Source organism: Pseudomonas sp. RIT288 (assembly GCF_000631985.1).
Lineage (GTDB): Bacteria > Pseudomonadota > Gammaproteobacteria > Pseudomonadales > Pseudomonadaceae > Aquipseudomonas.
In genome coordinates, this window is the sequence record NZ_JFYN01000011.1 from 53,549 (window position 1) to 67,883 (window position 14,335).

Consider the following 14,335-nt stretch of genomic DNA (forward strand, 5'->3'; position numbering starts at 1 on the left):
CCTTGATTTTTAAAGGCTCTTGGATCCGATCAGCGCTAGCCAAATTAATGGCTAATAGCTATAACTCAACGCATGGCCAATGGTTTTTTCCCCGAAACAATGGCGTCGTGAGTTGCCCCTATGTCGTTGCACCCCGTGCGCCCGAAGATTCTGGGTTTTATCAGCGAAGACGTCTCGGCCTGGCTGGTCGCGCTGCTGGTATTGCTCGCCGGCGGGATTCTCACGGGGCTGCTCGCCTGGGCCACCCTCAATCAGTTTCACCATCAACTGCGCCAACGCTTCCAGCTGTTGGCCAATGAGCGTTACAGCCGCATCGAAGAACGTTTCCAGGATCAGGAACAACGTCTCGACGGCCTGCGCCGTTTCTTCGCCAACTCCGACTCGGTCTCGCGTAGCGAATTCGATGGCTATGCCAAGCCGCTTTTATTACGCACCCAGGCCTATTCCTATGCGCCGCGGATCAGCCGTGCCGAACGTCCGGCGGTCGAACAGGCCGTGCGTAACGAAGGCTTCAGCACCTTCACCTTTCGTGAGCTGACCGCTGACAATCAGTTGCAGACCGCCGCTGATCGCCCCGAATACGTACCGGTGATCTACACCCAGAGCCTCAGCCGCTTGCCCACGCCGCTGGGTTACGACTTGCTGGCGCAACCGCTGCGCCGGGCGACGCTGGAACGCGCCGACCGCACCGGGCACATGGTGGTGTCGCAGCCATTGCATCTGGTGGGGATTGATCCGGCGTATGCCCGGGGCGTCTTGCTGCTGGCGCCGGTCACCCGTGAAGGAGGGGCACCGAAAGGGCCGCCGCAAGGCTATGTGATGGCGGTGATCAGCATGCAGCAGTTGCTGGCCGACGGACTGCCGGAGGAGCACCAGGACTTCCTCACCGTGCGTATTCTCGACCTGTCCACCGATGATCAGCATGAAGTGCTCTACGAGTCCGCCAACCAGGCCGGGGCCAGTGATCTGTCCGCCACACGTTTGGTACGAATGGCCGACCATGACTATCAAGTGGACATGCAGCCCAGCGAAGCGTTTCTGCAGGCCAACCATTCGTCGATCAGCAGCCTGATGGTGCTGGGAGCGCTGCTGAGCCTGTTGCTCAGCGCATTGCTCTACGTGCTGGTCAGTCAACGCCAGCGCGCCTTGCGCATGGTCGAACTGCGCACGCAGGAACTGCACGCCCGCGAGCAGGAATTGCGCGGCACCCACGGTCAGTTGCGCGGCGTGCTGAATGCCGCGACCCAGGTGGCAATCATCGCCACCGACCTGCGCGGGGTGATCAACACCTTCAACCCCGGCGCCGAACAGATGCTCGGCTACAGCAGCGCCGATGTGGTCGGCCACATGACCCTGGAAAACCTGCATCTGCCGCGAGAACTGGCGGCGCGTTCGGCGGAATTGAGTGCACGTTACGGCAAGAGCATTCCGACCTGCCACGCGATGTTGGTCGAGGGCGGCGAGGTCGGCGGCCATGAGGCACGGGAGTGGACGCTGGTGCGCAGCGACGGCAGTCATCTGCCGGTGAACATGCTCGCCACCCCGGTGCTCGATGAGCAGGGTTTGTGGGTCGGGCATCTGGCGATCTGCATCGACATCACCGAGCGCAAGCGCGTGCACGAAGCGCTGGCGGCGCGGGATGTATTGCTGAAAAAACTCAGCGCGCACGTGCCCGGCGGCATCTACCAGTTCAAGATGGAATTCGACGGGCGCTTCAGCGTGATCTACGCCAGCGATGGCATCCGCGAGATCTACGAGCTGGAGCCGGACGTGCTGCTACTGAATGCCGAGGCGATTTTCACCCGCATCCATCCACAAGATGTCTCGCGAGTGCGCACCTCGATCCGTGCCTCGGCGGACAACCTCAGCCCATGGCGCGAGGAATACCGTGTGCAATTGCCCGAGCGCGGCCTGCGCTGGGTGCGCGGCGAGGCGACGCCAGAAGAGCTGCCGGGCGGCGGCGTGCTGTGGCACGGTTACATCTCGGACATTTCCGACTTGAAACGGGTGGAAGAGGAATTACGGGCGCTGTCGGTCACCGACTCGCTGACCGGCATCCACAACCGCCGCTACTTCCAGGAACGCCTGACCACCGAAATGGCCCGGGTCGAGCGCGGCGGTGGTGAGCTGTCGGTGATCATGCTCGACATCGACCACTTCAAACGCATCAACGACCAGTACGGCCATGCCGTGGGCGACCGGGTGCTGCAAGCGGTGTGCGAGCGCATCGGCCATCGTTTGCGGCGTACCGACGTGTTCTGTCGTCTCGGTGGTGAAGAGTTCATGGTGCTGTGCCCGGACATCGACGGCGAGCATGCGTACATGCTGGCGGTGGAGTTGTGGCAAGGCCTGCGCAGTGCGCCGGTGGATGTGGTCGGGGTGGTGACGGCCAGCTTCGGCATCGCCAGCTGGCGCCCGGGGGAGGGCGCGGATGCGCTGCTGCTGCGGGCGGATTCGGGGGTGTATGCGGCGAAGCAGGGCGGGCGCGATCGAGTGGAGCAGATGAGCTAAGCCGTTACGCCAATCCTGCAGAAGATCAAAAGATCGCAGCCTGCGGCAGCTCCTACAGGGTGTACATCATTCCCATGTAGGAGCTGCCGCAGGCTGCGATCTTTTGTTTTTTATTACAGGGCCGCAGCGGTCTGCGGCAAGCGCGGCTGCTTGTACAGATCCAGCAGCACCTGATCCAGCACCGACGACGCGCCGAACGGCGCCTTGTCGTTGAGGATCGCCACCACCGCCCAGGTGTTGCCGTTGACGTCACGGCTGAAGCCGGCAATCGCCCGCACGGTGTTCAGGGTGCCGGTCTTGACGTGGGCTTCACCGCGCATCGCGGTGGTCTTCAGGCGTTTGCGCATGGTGCCGTCGGTGCCGGCAATCGGCAGCGAGCTGATGTACTCGGCGGCGTACGGGCTGTGCCAGGCCGCTTGCAGCATGTTGGCCATTTCGCGGGCGCTGACGCGTTCGGCGCGCGACAGCCCCGAACCGTTCTCCATCACCAGATGCGGCGCGGTGATGCCTTTCTTCGCCAGCCACTGGCGGACTACCCGTTGTGCAGCCTTGGCGTCGTCACCGTCGGCTTCATTGCGATACCTCTGGCCGAGGCTCAGGAACAGCTGCTGGGCCATGGTGTTGTTACTGTATTTGTTGATGTCGCGGATGATTTCCGCCAGATCCGGCGAATAGGCGCGGGCCAGCAGCTTGGCGCTGCTCGGGGTCGCGGCGAGGCGATCCTTGCCCTGGATGCTGCCGCCCAGTTCTTTCCAGATCGCGCGCACGGCACCGGCAGTGTAGGTCGCGTGGTCGAGCAGCGACAGATAAGTCTGCGAGCTGCAGCCTTCGCCCAATTGACCGGCGACGGTCACGGTCACGCTGCCGTCCGCCTGGGTCACCGGGTTGTAGCGCACGCCACCGGTGCATTGCTTGGAGTTGAGCGCCTTGACCGTGTTTTCGATGCGCACGCTGGCAATCGGCGGCTCCACCGAGATCAGCACCCGGCCCCCGTCATTGCGCGCGACGAAGCGCAGGGCCTTGAGGTTGACCAGCAGCGAGTCGGGTTTGACCAGGAACGGCTTGTTCTCGTCATTGCCGTCGTCGTTGAACTCGGGCAGTTGCGGCTGGATGAAAAAGCTGCGGTCGAGGATCAGGTCGCCGGTGACCTGGGTCACGCCGTTGGCGCGCAGGTCGCGCATCAGCAGCCAGAGTTTTTCCATGTTCAGCTTCGGATCGCCGCCACCCTTGAGGTACAGGTTGCCGTTGAGGATACCGCCGCTCAGATCGCCGTCGGTGTAGAACTCGGTTTTCCACTGATGGTTGGGGCCGAGCATTTCCAGCGAGGCGTAGGTGGTCACCAATTTCATGGTCGAGGCCGGGTTGACCGAGACGTCGGCGTTGTACACGGTCGGATTGCCCGGGCCATCGAGCGGAATCATCACCAGCGACAGCGCGGTCGGTTGCAGTTTGCTGGCCTTGAGGGCTTTTTCGACGTTAGGGGTGAGGGCGGTATTGATAGTGGCCGCAGAAACCGGCAGGGCCAGGGGCAGAAGAAGGCCGGCAAGAAACAGTGGACGCAACGATTTGATCATATGAAATAAAACCCTGCAGAAGAGGGGGAAATAACGAGAGCATGGATGAAAAAGCCCTCAGTGGTCATGAAAGTGTCGGCATTATGCCCCAAGGTGTAACAGCTTGTGCCTTGCCCGAGGCGGCCATTTCGTTATTTTTTTTACAGGCGGTCGGCCACCGAGCCCAGAGAGTCGGGCAATTGACCGCTTAAACTGGTAAAGTGCCGGCCGTTATTACTTAAGAGGATTGTTCCAATGGCGACTAACCGTTCCCAGCGTCTGCGCAAAAAACTGTGCGTTGATGAATTTCAAGAGCTGGGTTTCGAACTGAACCTGGACTTCAAAGAAGACTTGTCCGAAGAAGCCATTGACGCTTTCCTCGAAGCATTCATCAAAGAAGCCATGGAAGCCAACGGTCTGGGTTATGTTGGCGGCGATGACTTCGGTCTGGTTTGCCTGCAGAAGCGTGGCTCGGTCAACGAAGAGCAGCGCGCTGCCGTTGAAGCCTGGCTGAAAAACCGTAGCGAACTGACCGGCATGACCGTCAGCCCGCTGCTGGACGTCTGGTATCCGGAAAAGCCGATCAACGCGGCCAAGTGATACTGAAAAAAAACGGCGACCTGAGGGTCGCCGTTTTTTTTTGGAAGATCAAAAGATCGTCCGAACGCGGCCCGAACCTGCGGCAGCTCCTACATGGGAATGGTGTACACCTGTAGGAGCTGCCGAAGGCTGCGATCTTTTGCTTTAAGCTTTACGCCAATTCAGAATCAGCAACGTCAAAACCCCCGCGACAATCCCCCAGAACGCCGACCCAATGGAAAACAGCGTCAACCCCGACGCCGTGACCATAAAAGTGATCAGCGCCGCCTCGCGTTCCTTCACCTCGGTCATGGCAATGCTCAGGCCGTTGATGATCGAGCCGAACAGTGCCAGCGCGGCAATCGACAGCACCAGCTCTTTCGGCAGCGCGGCAAACAGCGCCGCCAATGTGGCGCCGAACACCCCGGCGATCCCGTAAAAAATCCCGCACCAGACTGCGGCGGTGTAGCGTTTGTTGCGATCCTCATGGGCGTGCGGCCCGGTACAGATCGCTGCACTGATTGCTGCGAGGTTGATGCCGTGGGAGCCGAATGGCGCCAGCAACAGCGAGGCGATGCCGGTGCTGGTGATCAGCGGTGAGGCCGGGACGTTGTAGCCGTCAGCGCGCAGCACGGCGATGCCGGGCATGTTCTGCGAGGTCATCGCCACCACGAACAGCGGAATGCCGATGCTGATGGTCGCGGCCAGCGAGAAGTGCGGGGTGGTCCACACCGGCGTCGCCACTTCCAGATGGAAACCGCTGAAATCCAGCAGGCCCATGAAGCCCGAGAGTGCGGTGCCGATCAGCAATGCGGCGAGCACCGCGTAACGCGGCGACAGGCGCTTGACCAGCAGATAAGTGAAGAACATCCCCAATACCAGACCGGTGCGGTGTTGCGCGGCGACGAAGATTTCGCTGCCGATCTTGAACAGAATCCCCGCCAGCAATGCCGCCGCCAGCGATGCCGGAATCTTTTTCACCAAGCGTTCGAAACTGCCGGTCAGCCCACAAATGGTCACCAGCACCGCGCAGGTGATGTAGGCGCCGATGGCCTCGCCATAGCTGACGCCACCGAGGCTGGTGATCAGCAGGGCTGCACCCGGTGTCGACCAGGCAATGGTGATCGGTGTGCGATAGCGCAGCGACAAGCCGATCGAGCACACCGCCATGCCGATCGAGATCGCCCAGATCCACGAGGAAATCTGCCCGCTGCTCAGGCCCGCCGCTTGCCCGGCCTGGAACATCAGCACCAGCGAACTGGTGTAGCCGGTCATCATCGCGATGAAACCGGCGACGATTGCCGAAGGCGAGGTGTCGGCGAGGGGGCGCAGGCGGGTGTAAGTGGCGTCGTTCATGACGGCGGTGTTCCTTATACAGATGGAGATCCCCGCAATTACGCTGAACCCTGTGTAGGAGCTGCCGAAGGCTGCGATCTCTTGATCTTGCTGCTAAAAATCAAAGTCAAAAGATCGCAGCCTTCGGCAGCTCCTACATAAGAGCAGTTGTGCGCAAAGGCGGATTCTGTGATCAAGCCTAAACTCAATCGTAACGGATCGTTGCAATACAGCCGTGGTCACAAACAGCCATACAGTCGTGTTGCCACCATCCATTGTGTACAATCGCGCTGTTTTTTACGCGATACTTGCCAGCGACCTACTGTGCCGTATTACAGTCACGGTCTATTCGCCGCAGTTCTCCCGACTCGAGTGCCCATGAACGAACAGTTGCAACCCCTCAAGAAACAACCGCGAGCAGGCAAAGCCGGCCGCAGCGGAACCCAGGACGATATTGTCTACGCGCATATCTTCGAGGCCATCCTCGAACAGCGTCTGGCGCCCGGTACAAAATTGAGCGAAGAAGCGCTGGGGGAAATCTTCGGGGTCAGCCGCACCATCATTCGCCGCGCACTGTCGCGTCTGGCCCATGAAGGCGTGGTGCTGTTGCGGCCGAACCGTGGCGCCGTCGTCGCCAGCCCGAGCGTTGAAGAAGCGCGTCAGGTGTTCATGGCCCGTCGTCTGGTGGAGCGCGCGATCACCGAACTGGCCGTGCAGCACGCCACTGCCGAGCAGATCGCCGAATTGCGTCAGATGGTCAACGACGAGCGCGACAGCTTCTCCCGTGGCGATCGCGGTGCCGGTATCCGTCTGTCGGGCGAATTCCATCTGAAACTGGCCGAAGCGGCGAAAAACGCGCCACTGATCAGCTTCCAGCGCAGCCTGGTCTCGCAGACTTCGCTGATCATCGCCCAGTATGAAAGCGGCAACCGCTCGCATTGTTCCTACGACGAGCACACCCAGTTGATCGACGCCATCGAAGCGCGCAACGGTGAACTGGCGGTGGACCTGATGATGCACCACATGGATCACATCGACAGCAAGCTCAACCTCGATGAGGAAAGTGCTTCGGATGATCTGCATGCGGTGTTCTCGCATTTGTTGCAGACCAAGAAGCCTGGGCGCCCGGCGGCCAAGCTTTAAAAGATCGCAGCCTGCGGCAGCTCCTACAGGGACGTGCGATCCAATGTAGGAGCTGCCGCAGGCTGCGATCTTTTGATCTTCCTGACAGGCAACAAAAATCCCCCAGGCTGAAAGGCTCTGGGGGATTTTTTATGCCTTGGGAAAACTCAGCGCTGATGCACCAAGGCCCCCGCCGCATAAGTCTGCTGCACCGTGCGGTCATCGCCCAGCGTCATCAGCACAAACAACGTTTCAGCAATGTTATTGGCCTGCTTCAGGCGATAGCTCAGCAGCGGTGTAGCGTTGTAATCCAGCACCAGGAAGTCCGCATCGGAACCCGGTTGCAGGTTGCCGATCTTCTCTTCCAGACGCAGTGCCCGCGCACCGCCGAGGGTCGCCAGGTACAGCGACTTGAACGGACTCAGGCGCGCACCCTGCAACTGCATGACTTTGTAGGCTTCGTTCAGCGTTTGCAGCAGCGAGAAACTGGTGCCGCCACCGACGTCCGTGCCGAGGCCGACGTTGAGCTTGTGCTTCTCGGCCATCGGCAGGTTGAACAGGCCGCTGCCGAGGAAGAAGTTCGAGGTCGGGCAGAACGAGATCGCCGAGCCGGTTTCCGCCAGCCGCGCACATTCGTCGTCACAGAGGTGCACGCCGTGGGCGAACACCGAACGCTCGCCGAGCAGCTTGTAGTGATCGTAAACGTCCAGGTATCCCTTGCGCTCCGGGAACAGTTCCTTGACCCACTCGATTTCCTTGAGGTTCTCGCTGATGTGGGTCTGCATGTACAGATCCGGGTATTCGGTCAGCAGTTGGCCGGCGAGGGTCAGTTGCTCCGGGGTGCTGGTCGGGGCGAAGCGTGGGGTGACGGCGTAGTGCAAACGACCCTTGCCATGCCAGCGTTCGATCAGCGCCTTGCTCTCGACGTAGCTCGATTCGGCGGTGTCGGTCAGGTAGTCCGGGGCGTTGCGGTCCATCATCACCTTGCCGGCGATCATCCGCAGGTCGAGCTTCTCGGCGGCTTCGAAGAACGAGTTCACCGATTGCGGGTGCACGCTACCGAACACCAGCGCGGTGGTGGTGCCGTTGCGCAGCAGTTCCTTGATGAAGATATCGGCTACATCGTCGGCGTGGGCCTTGTCACCGAACTGGCTTTCGCACGGGAAGGTGTAGGTGTTGAGCCAGTCCAGCAGTTGCTCGCCGTAGGCCCCGACCATGCCGGTTTGCGGCAGGTGGATGTGGGTGTCGATGAAGCCCGGGGTGATCAGCGCGTCTTGATAGTGGGTGATCTCGATGTCCGCCGGCAGGGTCGGCAGCAGTTCACTGGCGTGGCCGAGGGCGCTGATCTTGCCGCCATCGACCACCAGCAGGCCGTCCTCGAAATATTCGTAGGAGGCTTCGATCCCGACTTCGGCGGGGTCGGCGATGCTGTGCAGGATGGCGGCGCGGTAGGCTTTGCGAGTCAGAGGCATGAGGGTTCTCTAATCAGTTTGAGGCTTTGAGTTTGGCGGCCTGACTGCGCCGGGAAACCGGCAGCAGTCTGGCAATCGGTTCGGCGCTGGCGCTGTGCTGGCCGAAATTGGCGTTATAGGTGGCGATGATTTCGCCGGCGATGGAGATGGCGATTTCCACAGGCAGTTTGCCTTTGACTTCGCCGATGCCCATCGGACAGCGCATGCGTTGCACGACGCCGCTGTCGAAACCGCGATCACGCAGGCGATGTTCGAACTTGGCGCGTTTGGTCTTCGAGCCGATCAGGCCGAAGTAGGCGAAGTCGTTGCGCTTGAGGATCGCGGCAGTGAGTTCCAGGTCGAGCTGATGGTTGTGGGTCATGACGATGCAGTAGCTGCCGGCAGGCAGGTCGTCGATTTCATCCACAGGCTCTTCGGCGACGATTTTACGCACGCCGTGGGGGATGTGTTCGGGGAATTCCTCGTCCCGCGAATCGATCCAGCGCACCCGGCACGGCAGGCTGGCGAGCAGCGGCACCAGCGCGCGACCGACATGCCCGGCGCCGAACACCGCGATCTGCGCCTGCACCTGGCCCATCGGTTCGAACAGCAGCACGGTGGCGCCGCCGCAGCACTGGCCGAGGCTGGCGCCGAGGCTGAAGCGCTCCAGATGAGTGTCCTGCCTGCCGCTGGCGAGCATCTCGCGGGCGATCTGCATGGCTTTGTATTCCAGATGCCCGCCACCGATGGTGTCGAAGGTCTGTCTGGCGCTGACGACCATCTTCGAGCCGGCATTGCGCGGGGTCGAGCCGAGTTCTTCGATGATCGTCACCAAAACACAGGGTTCGCCCTGATTCTGCAGGTCGGCGAGGGCGTCGATCCAGTTGTACATATTCACCTCGACATTTGTCGTTGTCTGTTCGGGCCTCTTCGCGAGCAGGCTCGCTCCCACAAGGGAATGCATTCCAAAGGTGGGAGCGAGCCTGCTCGCGAAGGCCGCGCCTCGGTCTAGAGCGGAGCCAGCTCAGTTTCAGCTTCGACTGCTTTCACAGTCTTGAGCTGGCGCATCTGCTCACACCCCCACAGCACCCGCTCCGGGGTCGCCGGCGCATCGATCTGCGGTTGATGCTTATAGTCACCGAGGCTCGCCACCGCGTCCTTGATCGCGCACCACGCGGCAATCCCGAGCATGAACGGCGGCTCACCCACAGCCTTGGAATGGAACACCGTGTCTTCCGGGTTCTTGCGGTTTTCCACCAGTTTCACCCGCAGGTCCAGCGGCATGTCCGCCACGGCCGGGATCTTGTAGCTGGCCGGGCCGTTGGTCATCAGCTTGCCCTTGTTGTTCCAGACCAGCTCTTCCATGGTCAGCCAGCCCATGCCCTGGACGAAACCGCCCTCGACCTGACCAATGTCGATCGCCGGGTTCAGCGAGGCGCCGACGTCGTGGAGGATGTCGGTACGCAGCATCTTGTACTCGCCGGTCAGGGTGTCGACGATCACTTCGCAACACGCCGCGCCGAAGGCGAAGTAGTAGAACGGCCGACCACGGGCCTGGCTGCGGTCGTAGTAGATTTTCGGGGTCTTGTAGAAGCCGGTGCTCGACAGCGAGACCTGATTGAAATACGCCAGCTGGATCAGCGCTTCGAAGGTCATGATGTGGTCACGCACGCGCACATGACCGTTGTGGAATTCCACGTCTTCTTCGCTGACCTTGTGGTGCCGCGCGGCGAATTCCACCAGACGCTGCTTGATGATCTCGGCGGCGTTCTGCGCGGCCTTGCCGTTGAGGTCAGCACCGCTGGAAGCCGCAGTCGGCGAAGTGTTCGGCACCTTGTCGGTGTTGGTCGCGGTGATCTGTACCCGATCCATTTCCACCTGGAACACTTCGGCCACCACCTGCGCGACCTTGGTGTTAAGGCCTTGGCCCATTTCGGTGCCGCCGTGGTTCAGGTGGATGCTGCCGTCGGTGTAGACGTGGATCAGCGCGCCAGCCTGGTTCAAGAAGCTGGCGGTGAAGGAAATGCCGAATTTCACCGGGGTCAGCGCCAGGCCTTTTTTCAGGATCGGGCTGTTGGCGTTGTAGCGGCGGATCGCTTCGCGGCGCTCGGCGTACTGGCTGCTGTCTTCCAGTTCGGCGGTCATCTCTTCGAGCATGTTGTGCTCGACGGTCTGGTAGTAGTGGGTGACGTTGCGCTCGGTCTTGCCGTAGTAGTTGGCCTTGCGCACCGCCAGCGGATCGAGGTTGAGGTGACGGGCAATCGCGTCCATCACTTCTTCGATGGCGACCATCCCTTGCGGGCCGCCGAAGCCACGGTAGGCGGTGTTCGACGCGGTGTTGGTCTTGCAGCGGTGGCCGTTGATGGTCGCGTCACCGAGGTAGTACGAGTTGTCCGAGTGAAACATCGCCCGGTCGACAATCGAAGCTGACAGGTCCGGCGAGCAGCCGCAGTTGCCGGCCAGGTCCATGGCGATGCCGTGCAGACGCCCGGTGCTGTCGAAGCCGACGTCGTACTCGACATAGAACGGGTGGCGCTTGCCGGTCATCAGCATGTCTTCGACCCGTGGCAGACGCATCTTGGTCGGCTGGCCGGTGAGGTGCGCGATCACCGCGCACAGGCACGCCGGGCTGGCGGCCTGGGTTTCCTTGCCGCCGAAACCACCGCCCATGCGGCGCATGTCGACGACGATCTTGTTCATCGACACGTCGAGCACTTCGGCCACCAGTTTCTGCACTTCGGTGGGGTTCTGCGTCGAGCAGTAGACGATCATGCCGCCGTCTTCGGTGGGCATCACCGAGGAGATCTGCGTCTCCAGATAAAAGTGTTCCTGGCCGCCGATGTGCAGCGTGCCTTGAATGCGATGTTCAGCGGAGGCCAATGCCGAAGCCGAATCGCCACGCTGATGGGTGTGGCTGTCGAGCACGAAGTGGCGTTTGCGCAAGGCTTCGACCACATCCAGCACCGGCTCGAGATCTTCATATTCGATGATCGCCGCCATCGCCGCTTTGCGTGCGGTTTCCAGGTCTTTCGCGGCCACGGCCAGCACCGGTTGCCCGACGAATTGCACGTCATCAATCGCCAGCAGCGGATCGCCCGGCAGCAGCGGACCGATGTCTTTCAGGCCCGGCACGTCTTCGTGGGTGATCGCAATGCGCACGCCTTCGAAGGCGTAGCAGGGGCTGGTGTCGATGCGGACGATTTTCGCGTGGGCGCGGTCCGACAGTCGTGCGTAAACGTGCAACTGATTGGGAAATTCCAGCCGATCATCGATGTACTGCGCTTCACCGGACACATGCTTGGCGGCGCTGTCGTGTTTGACGCTGCGGCCGACGCCGGTGGTCAGGTCCTTGGCGAACAGTTCCGCCAATTCGGCTTGAGTCTTCTCTACGGCGTGATGGTTAGACATAAGCGGTCACCCGAGTCTCGATGTGCGGTGTTTGCAGTTCGATGAAGTATTTGCGCAGCAGGTTCTGTGCGCTGAGCAGGCGGTATTCCTTGCTGGCGCGGAAGTCCGAGAGCGGCGTGAAGTCTTCGGCCAGCGCAGCGCAGGCGCGTTCGATCACGGCGTTGTTGAACGGCTGACCGAGCAGCACGGCTTCGCAATGGGCGGCGCGTTTCGGAATTGCGGCCATCCCGCCGAAAGCCATGCGCGCGTCACTGATCACGCCGTTTTCCACGCGCAGATTGAATGCGGCACAGACGGCGGAGATGTCATCGTCCAGACGCTTGGAGACTTTGTAGGCGCGGAAACGCTGCTCGGCGGTGGCACGCGGGACGATAATCTTCTCGATGAACTCGCTTTCCTGGCGGGCAGTGACCTTGTAGTCGATGAAATAGTCTTCCAGGTTCAGGGTGCGCCGGGTTTCACCCTTGCACAACACCACCTGCGCACCGAGAGCGATCAGCAGCGGGGGCGAGTCACCGATGGGCGAGGCGTTGCCGATGTTGCCGCCGAGGGTGCCCTGGTTGCGGATCTGCAGCGAGGCGAAGCGGTGCAGCAGTTCGCCGAAGTCCGGGTACTCGGCAGTCAGCGCTTCGTAGCAGTCGGAGAGGGCGGTGGCGGCGCCAATTTCGATACGGTCATCGAAGCTTTCGATGCGCTTCATTTCGGCGACGTTGCCGACGTAGATCATCACCGGCAGGGTACGGTGAAACTGGGTGACTTCCAGCGCCAGATCGGTGCCGCCGGCCAGCAGCCGCGCTTGCGGGTAAGCGTCATACAGATCGGCCAGATCGGCGACGGTCAGCGGCACCAGGCAGCGCTTGTCGCCACTGTTGAGTTCACCGATATCGGTCGGGGCGATGGCTTTGAGGCGGGCGATGGTCTCGGCTTCGCGGGCATCGAACTGGTCCGGCTGTTTGCCACAGCAGGATTGTTCGGCGGCGGCGAGGATCGGCCGGTAGCCGGTGCAGCGGCAGAGGTTGCCGGCCAGCGCTTCATGCGCCTTGGCCTGATCCGGTGCATCGCTGTTCTTTTGCAGGGCAAACAGCGACATGACGAAGCCGGGGGTGCAGAAGCCGCACTGCGAGCCGTGGCACTCGACCATGGCTTTCTGCACGCTGTGCAGTTCGCCCTTGTGCTTGAGGTCTTCGACGCTGATCAGTTGTTTGCCGTGCAGCGACGAAACAAAGGTCAGGCACGAGTTGAGGCTGCGATAGCGAATGTGTTCGCGGCCGGCGTCATCCGTTTGCAACTCGCCGACCACCACGGTGCAGGCGCCGCAGTCGCCGCTGGCGCAACCTTCTTTGGTGCCGGATTTGCCCACATGTTCGCGCAGGTAATTGAGCACGGTCAGATTCGGGTCCAGGGCGTGCTCGCTACGGAGTTCCTGGTTAAGTAAAAACTGGATCACGGAAGGCCTCGCAGACTCATTATTGTTGTTAACCGACTTGAGCCGAATTTAGCAGGTCTGACTTTTCGGTCAATGGTTTTCTGACTTAAAGGTCAGGAAAAACGGTTTTGTCGATTAACGCGTGCTCTATTGAGTATTGACCCTGAGCGGATCCACTGCTTTTTTGCTTGAATCGTGCCAAAAAGCGCCGTGCGGGCACTCCGCCATGCACCTGCATTTGCGCTACACTGCGCCGCTTGTGCAGATCGAAGAGTTTGAAGGACAACCATGACGTTCAAGGCGCCGGACAGCCTCGCCGAGCAAATCGCTCACCACCTCGCCGAACGCATCATTCGCGGCGAAATGAAGCCGGGAGAGCGCATTCAGGAACAGAAGGTCACGCTGGCCCTCAATGTCAGCCGCGGATCAGTCCGCGAAGCCCTGCTGATCCTCGAACGCCGCCACCTGATCGCGATCCTGCCGCGGCGTGGCGCCCATGTCACCGAACTCACCGCGCACAAGGTGCAGAGCCTGTGCACGCTGATGAGCGAGCTGTACATCCTGCTCGGCAATGCGGTCGCCAACGGTTGGCAGACCCAGGCCGACATGGCGACGTTCGTACAGATTCAGCAGCGTCTGACCGCCAGCTATGAGCGTCAGGACATCCGCACCTTCGTCGACGACAGCTTCGCCGTGATGCGCGCTGCGTACCCGTTTGCCAACAACCCGTACCTGCAAGAGACCGTCGAGAACCTGCAGCCGGCCATGAGCCGTGCGTATTTCCTCGCCCTCGAACAGCGCAAGGCCGAAATGAGCGAGTTCCTCGAACTGTTCGAACGCCTGCTGGCCGCTGTGCTCGCCCGTGATTTGCCGCAGATCCGCATCGTGCTGACGGCTTACGCCCAGCGCAGCTGCGATCTGGTGGTCTCCGCCCTGACGGTTGCCTGAGC

The 14,335-nt window shown here is 61.3% G+C and carries 10 protein-coding genes; 4 read left to right on the forward strand and 6 right to left on the reverse strand.

Annotated features, from left to right (window positions below):
• Positions 1-120: 120 nt before the first annotated feature.
• The gene (locus BW33_RS11390) at positions 121-2,511 is read left to right on the forward strand and encodes a sensor domain-containing diguanylate cyclase (RefSeq protein ID WP_047599059.1); all 2,391 of its coding nucleotides are present in this window, start codon (positions 121-123) and stop codon (positions 2,509-2,511) included.
• Between the two features lie 113 nt (positions 2,512-2,624).
• On the opposite strand, the gene dacB is transcribed toward BW33_RS11390, so the two are convergent.
• On the reverse strand, positions 2,625-4,085 hold the full coding sequence (gene dacB / locus BW33_RS11395) for a D-alanyl-D-alanine carboxypeptidase/D-alanyl-D-alanine endopeptidase (RefSeq protein WP_047599061.1): 1,461 nt from the start codon (positions 4,083-4,085) through the stop codon (positions 2,625-2,627).
• Between the two features lie 234 nt (positions 4,086-4,319).
• Here dacB and BW33_RS11400 point away from each other — a divergent pair, with 234 nt between their 5' ends.
• Positions 4,320-4,664, forward strand: a complete 345-nt coding sequence (locus tag BW33_RS11400) for a YggL family protein (RefSeq protein WP_003223308.1) — start codon at positions 4,320-4,322, stop codon at positions 4,662-4,664.
• Between the two features lie 144 nt (positions 4,665-4,808).
• Here the strand turns inward: BW33_RS11400 and BW33_RS11405 are convergent, their stop codons facing one another.
• Positions 4,809-5,999: a benzoate/H(+) symporter BenE family transporter gene (locus BW33_RS11405; RefSeq protein WP_047599062.1), complete on the reverse strand. Its 1,191-nt coding sequence runs from the start codon at positions 5,997-5,999 to the stop codon at positions 4,809-4,811.
• Positions 6,000-6,356: 357 nt separating this feature from the next.
• On the opposite strand from BW33_RS11405, the gene BW33_RS11410 reads away from it, so the two are divergent.
• Positions 6,357-7,121, forward strand: coding sequence for a GntR family transcriptional regulator (locus tag BW33_RS11410; RefSeq protein WP_007961054.1), 765 nt, complete (start codon positions 6,357-6,359; stop codon positions 7,119-7,121).
• Between the two features lie 146 nt (positions 7,122-7,267).
• Here the strand turns inward: BW33_RS11410 and guaD are convergent, their stop codons facing one another.
• The 4 genes from guaD to xdhA form a co-directional block, all read right to left on the reverse strand.
• Complete coding sequence (gene guaD, locus BW33_RS11415) at positions 7,268-8,572, reverse strand: guanine deaminase (RefSeq protein ID WP_047599063.1); 1,305 nt, start codon at positions 8,570-8,572, stop codon at positions 7,268-7,270.
• 13 nt (positions 8,573-8,585) lie between these two features.
• On the reverse strand, positions 8,586-9,443 hold the full coding sequence (gene xdhC, locus BW33_RS11420) for a xanthine dehydrogenase accessory protein XdhC (RefSeq protein WP_047599064.1): 858 nt from the start codon (positions 9,441-9,443) through the stop codon (positions 8,586-8,588).
• Positions 9,444-9,559: 116 nt separating this feature from the next.
• The gene (gene xdhB, locus BW33_RS11425) at positions 9,560-11,959 is read right to left on the reverse strand and encodes a xanthine dehydrogenase molybdopterin binding subunit (protein WP_047599065.1); all 2,400 of its coding nucleotides are present in this window, start codon (positions 11,957-11,959) and stop codon (positions 9,560-9,562) included.
• On the reverse strand, positions 11,952-13,406 hold the full coding sequence (xdhA, locus tag BW33_RS11430) for a xanthine dehydrogenase small subunit (RefSeq protein ID WP_047599066.1): 1,455 nt from the start codon (positions 13,404-13,406) through the stop codon (positions 11,952-11,954). The genes xdhB and xdhA overlap by 8 nt, the downstream gene beginning before the upstream one ends.
• Before the next feature lie 267 nt (positions 13,407-13,673).
• Here xdhA and BW33_RS11435 point away from each other — a divergent pair, with 267 nt between their 5' ends.
• Positions 13,674-14,333, forward strand: coding sequence for a GntR family transcriptional regulator (locus tag BW33_RS11435; RefSeq protein WP_047599067.1), 660 nt, complete (start codon positions 13,674-13,676; stop codon positions 14,331-14,333).
• Positions 14,334-14,335 lie beyond the last annotated feature (2 nt).

Coding starts and splice junctions, on each gene's coding strand:
- BW33_RS11400 (WP_003223308.1), top strand. CDS start 4,320: ATGGCGACTAACCGTTCCCAGCGTCTGCGCAAAAAACTGTGCGTTGAT.
- guaD (WP_047599063.1), bottom strand. CDS start 8,572: ATGCCTCTGACTCGCAAAGCCTACCGCGCCGCCATCCTGCACAGCATC.
- BW33_RS11405 (WP_047599062.1), bottom strand. CDS start 5,999: ATGAACGACGCCACTTACACCCGCCTGCGCCCCCTCGCCGACACCTCG.
- xdhB (WP_047599065.1), bottom strand. CDS start 11,959: ATGTCTAACCATCACGCCGTAGAGAAGACTCAAGCCGAATTGGCGGAA.
- BW33_RS11410 (WP_007961054.1), top strand. CDS start 6,357: ATGAACGAACAGTTGCAACCCCTCAAGAAACAACCGCGAGCAGGCAAA.
- BW33_RS11390 (WP_047599059.1), top strand. CDS start 121: ATGTCGTTGCACCCCGTGCGCCCGAAGATTCTGGGTTTTATCAGCGAA.
- dacB (WP_047599061.1), bottom strand. CDS start 4,085: ATGATCAAATCGTTGCGTCCACTGTTTCTTGCCGGCCTTCTTCTGCCC.
- xdhC (WP_047599064.1), bottom strand. CDS start 9,443: ATGTACAACTGGATCGACGCCCTCGCCGACCTGCAGAATCAGGGCGAA.
- BW33_RS11435 (WP_047599067.1), top strand. CDS start 13,674: ATGACGTTCAAGGCGCCGGACAGCCTCGCCGAGCAAATCGCTCACCAC.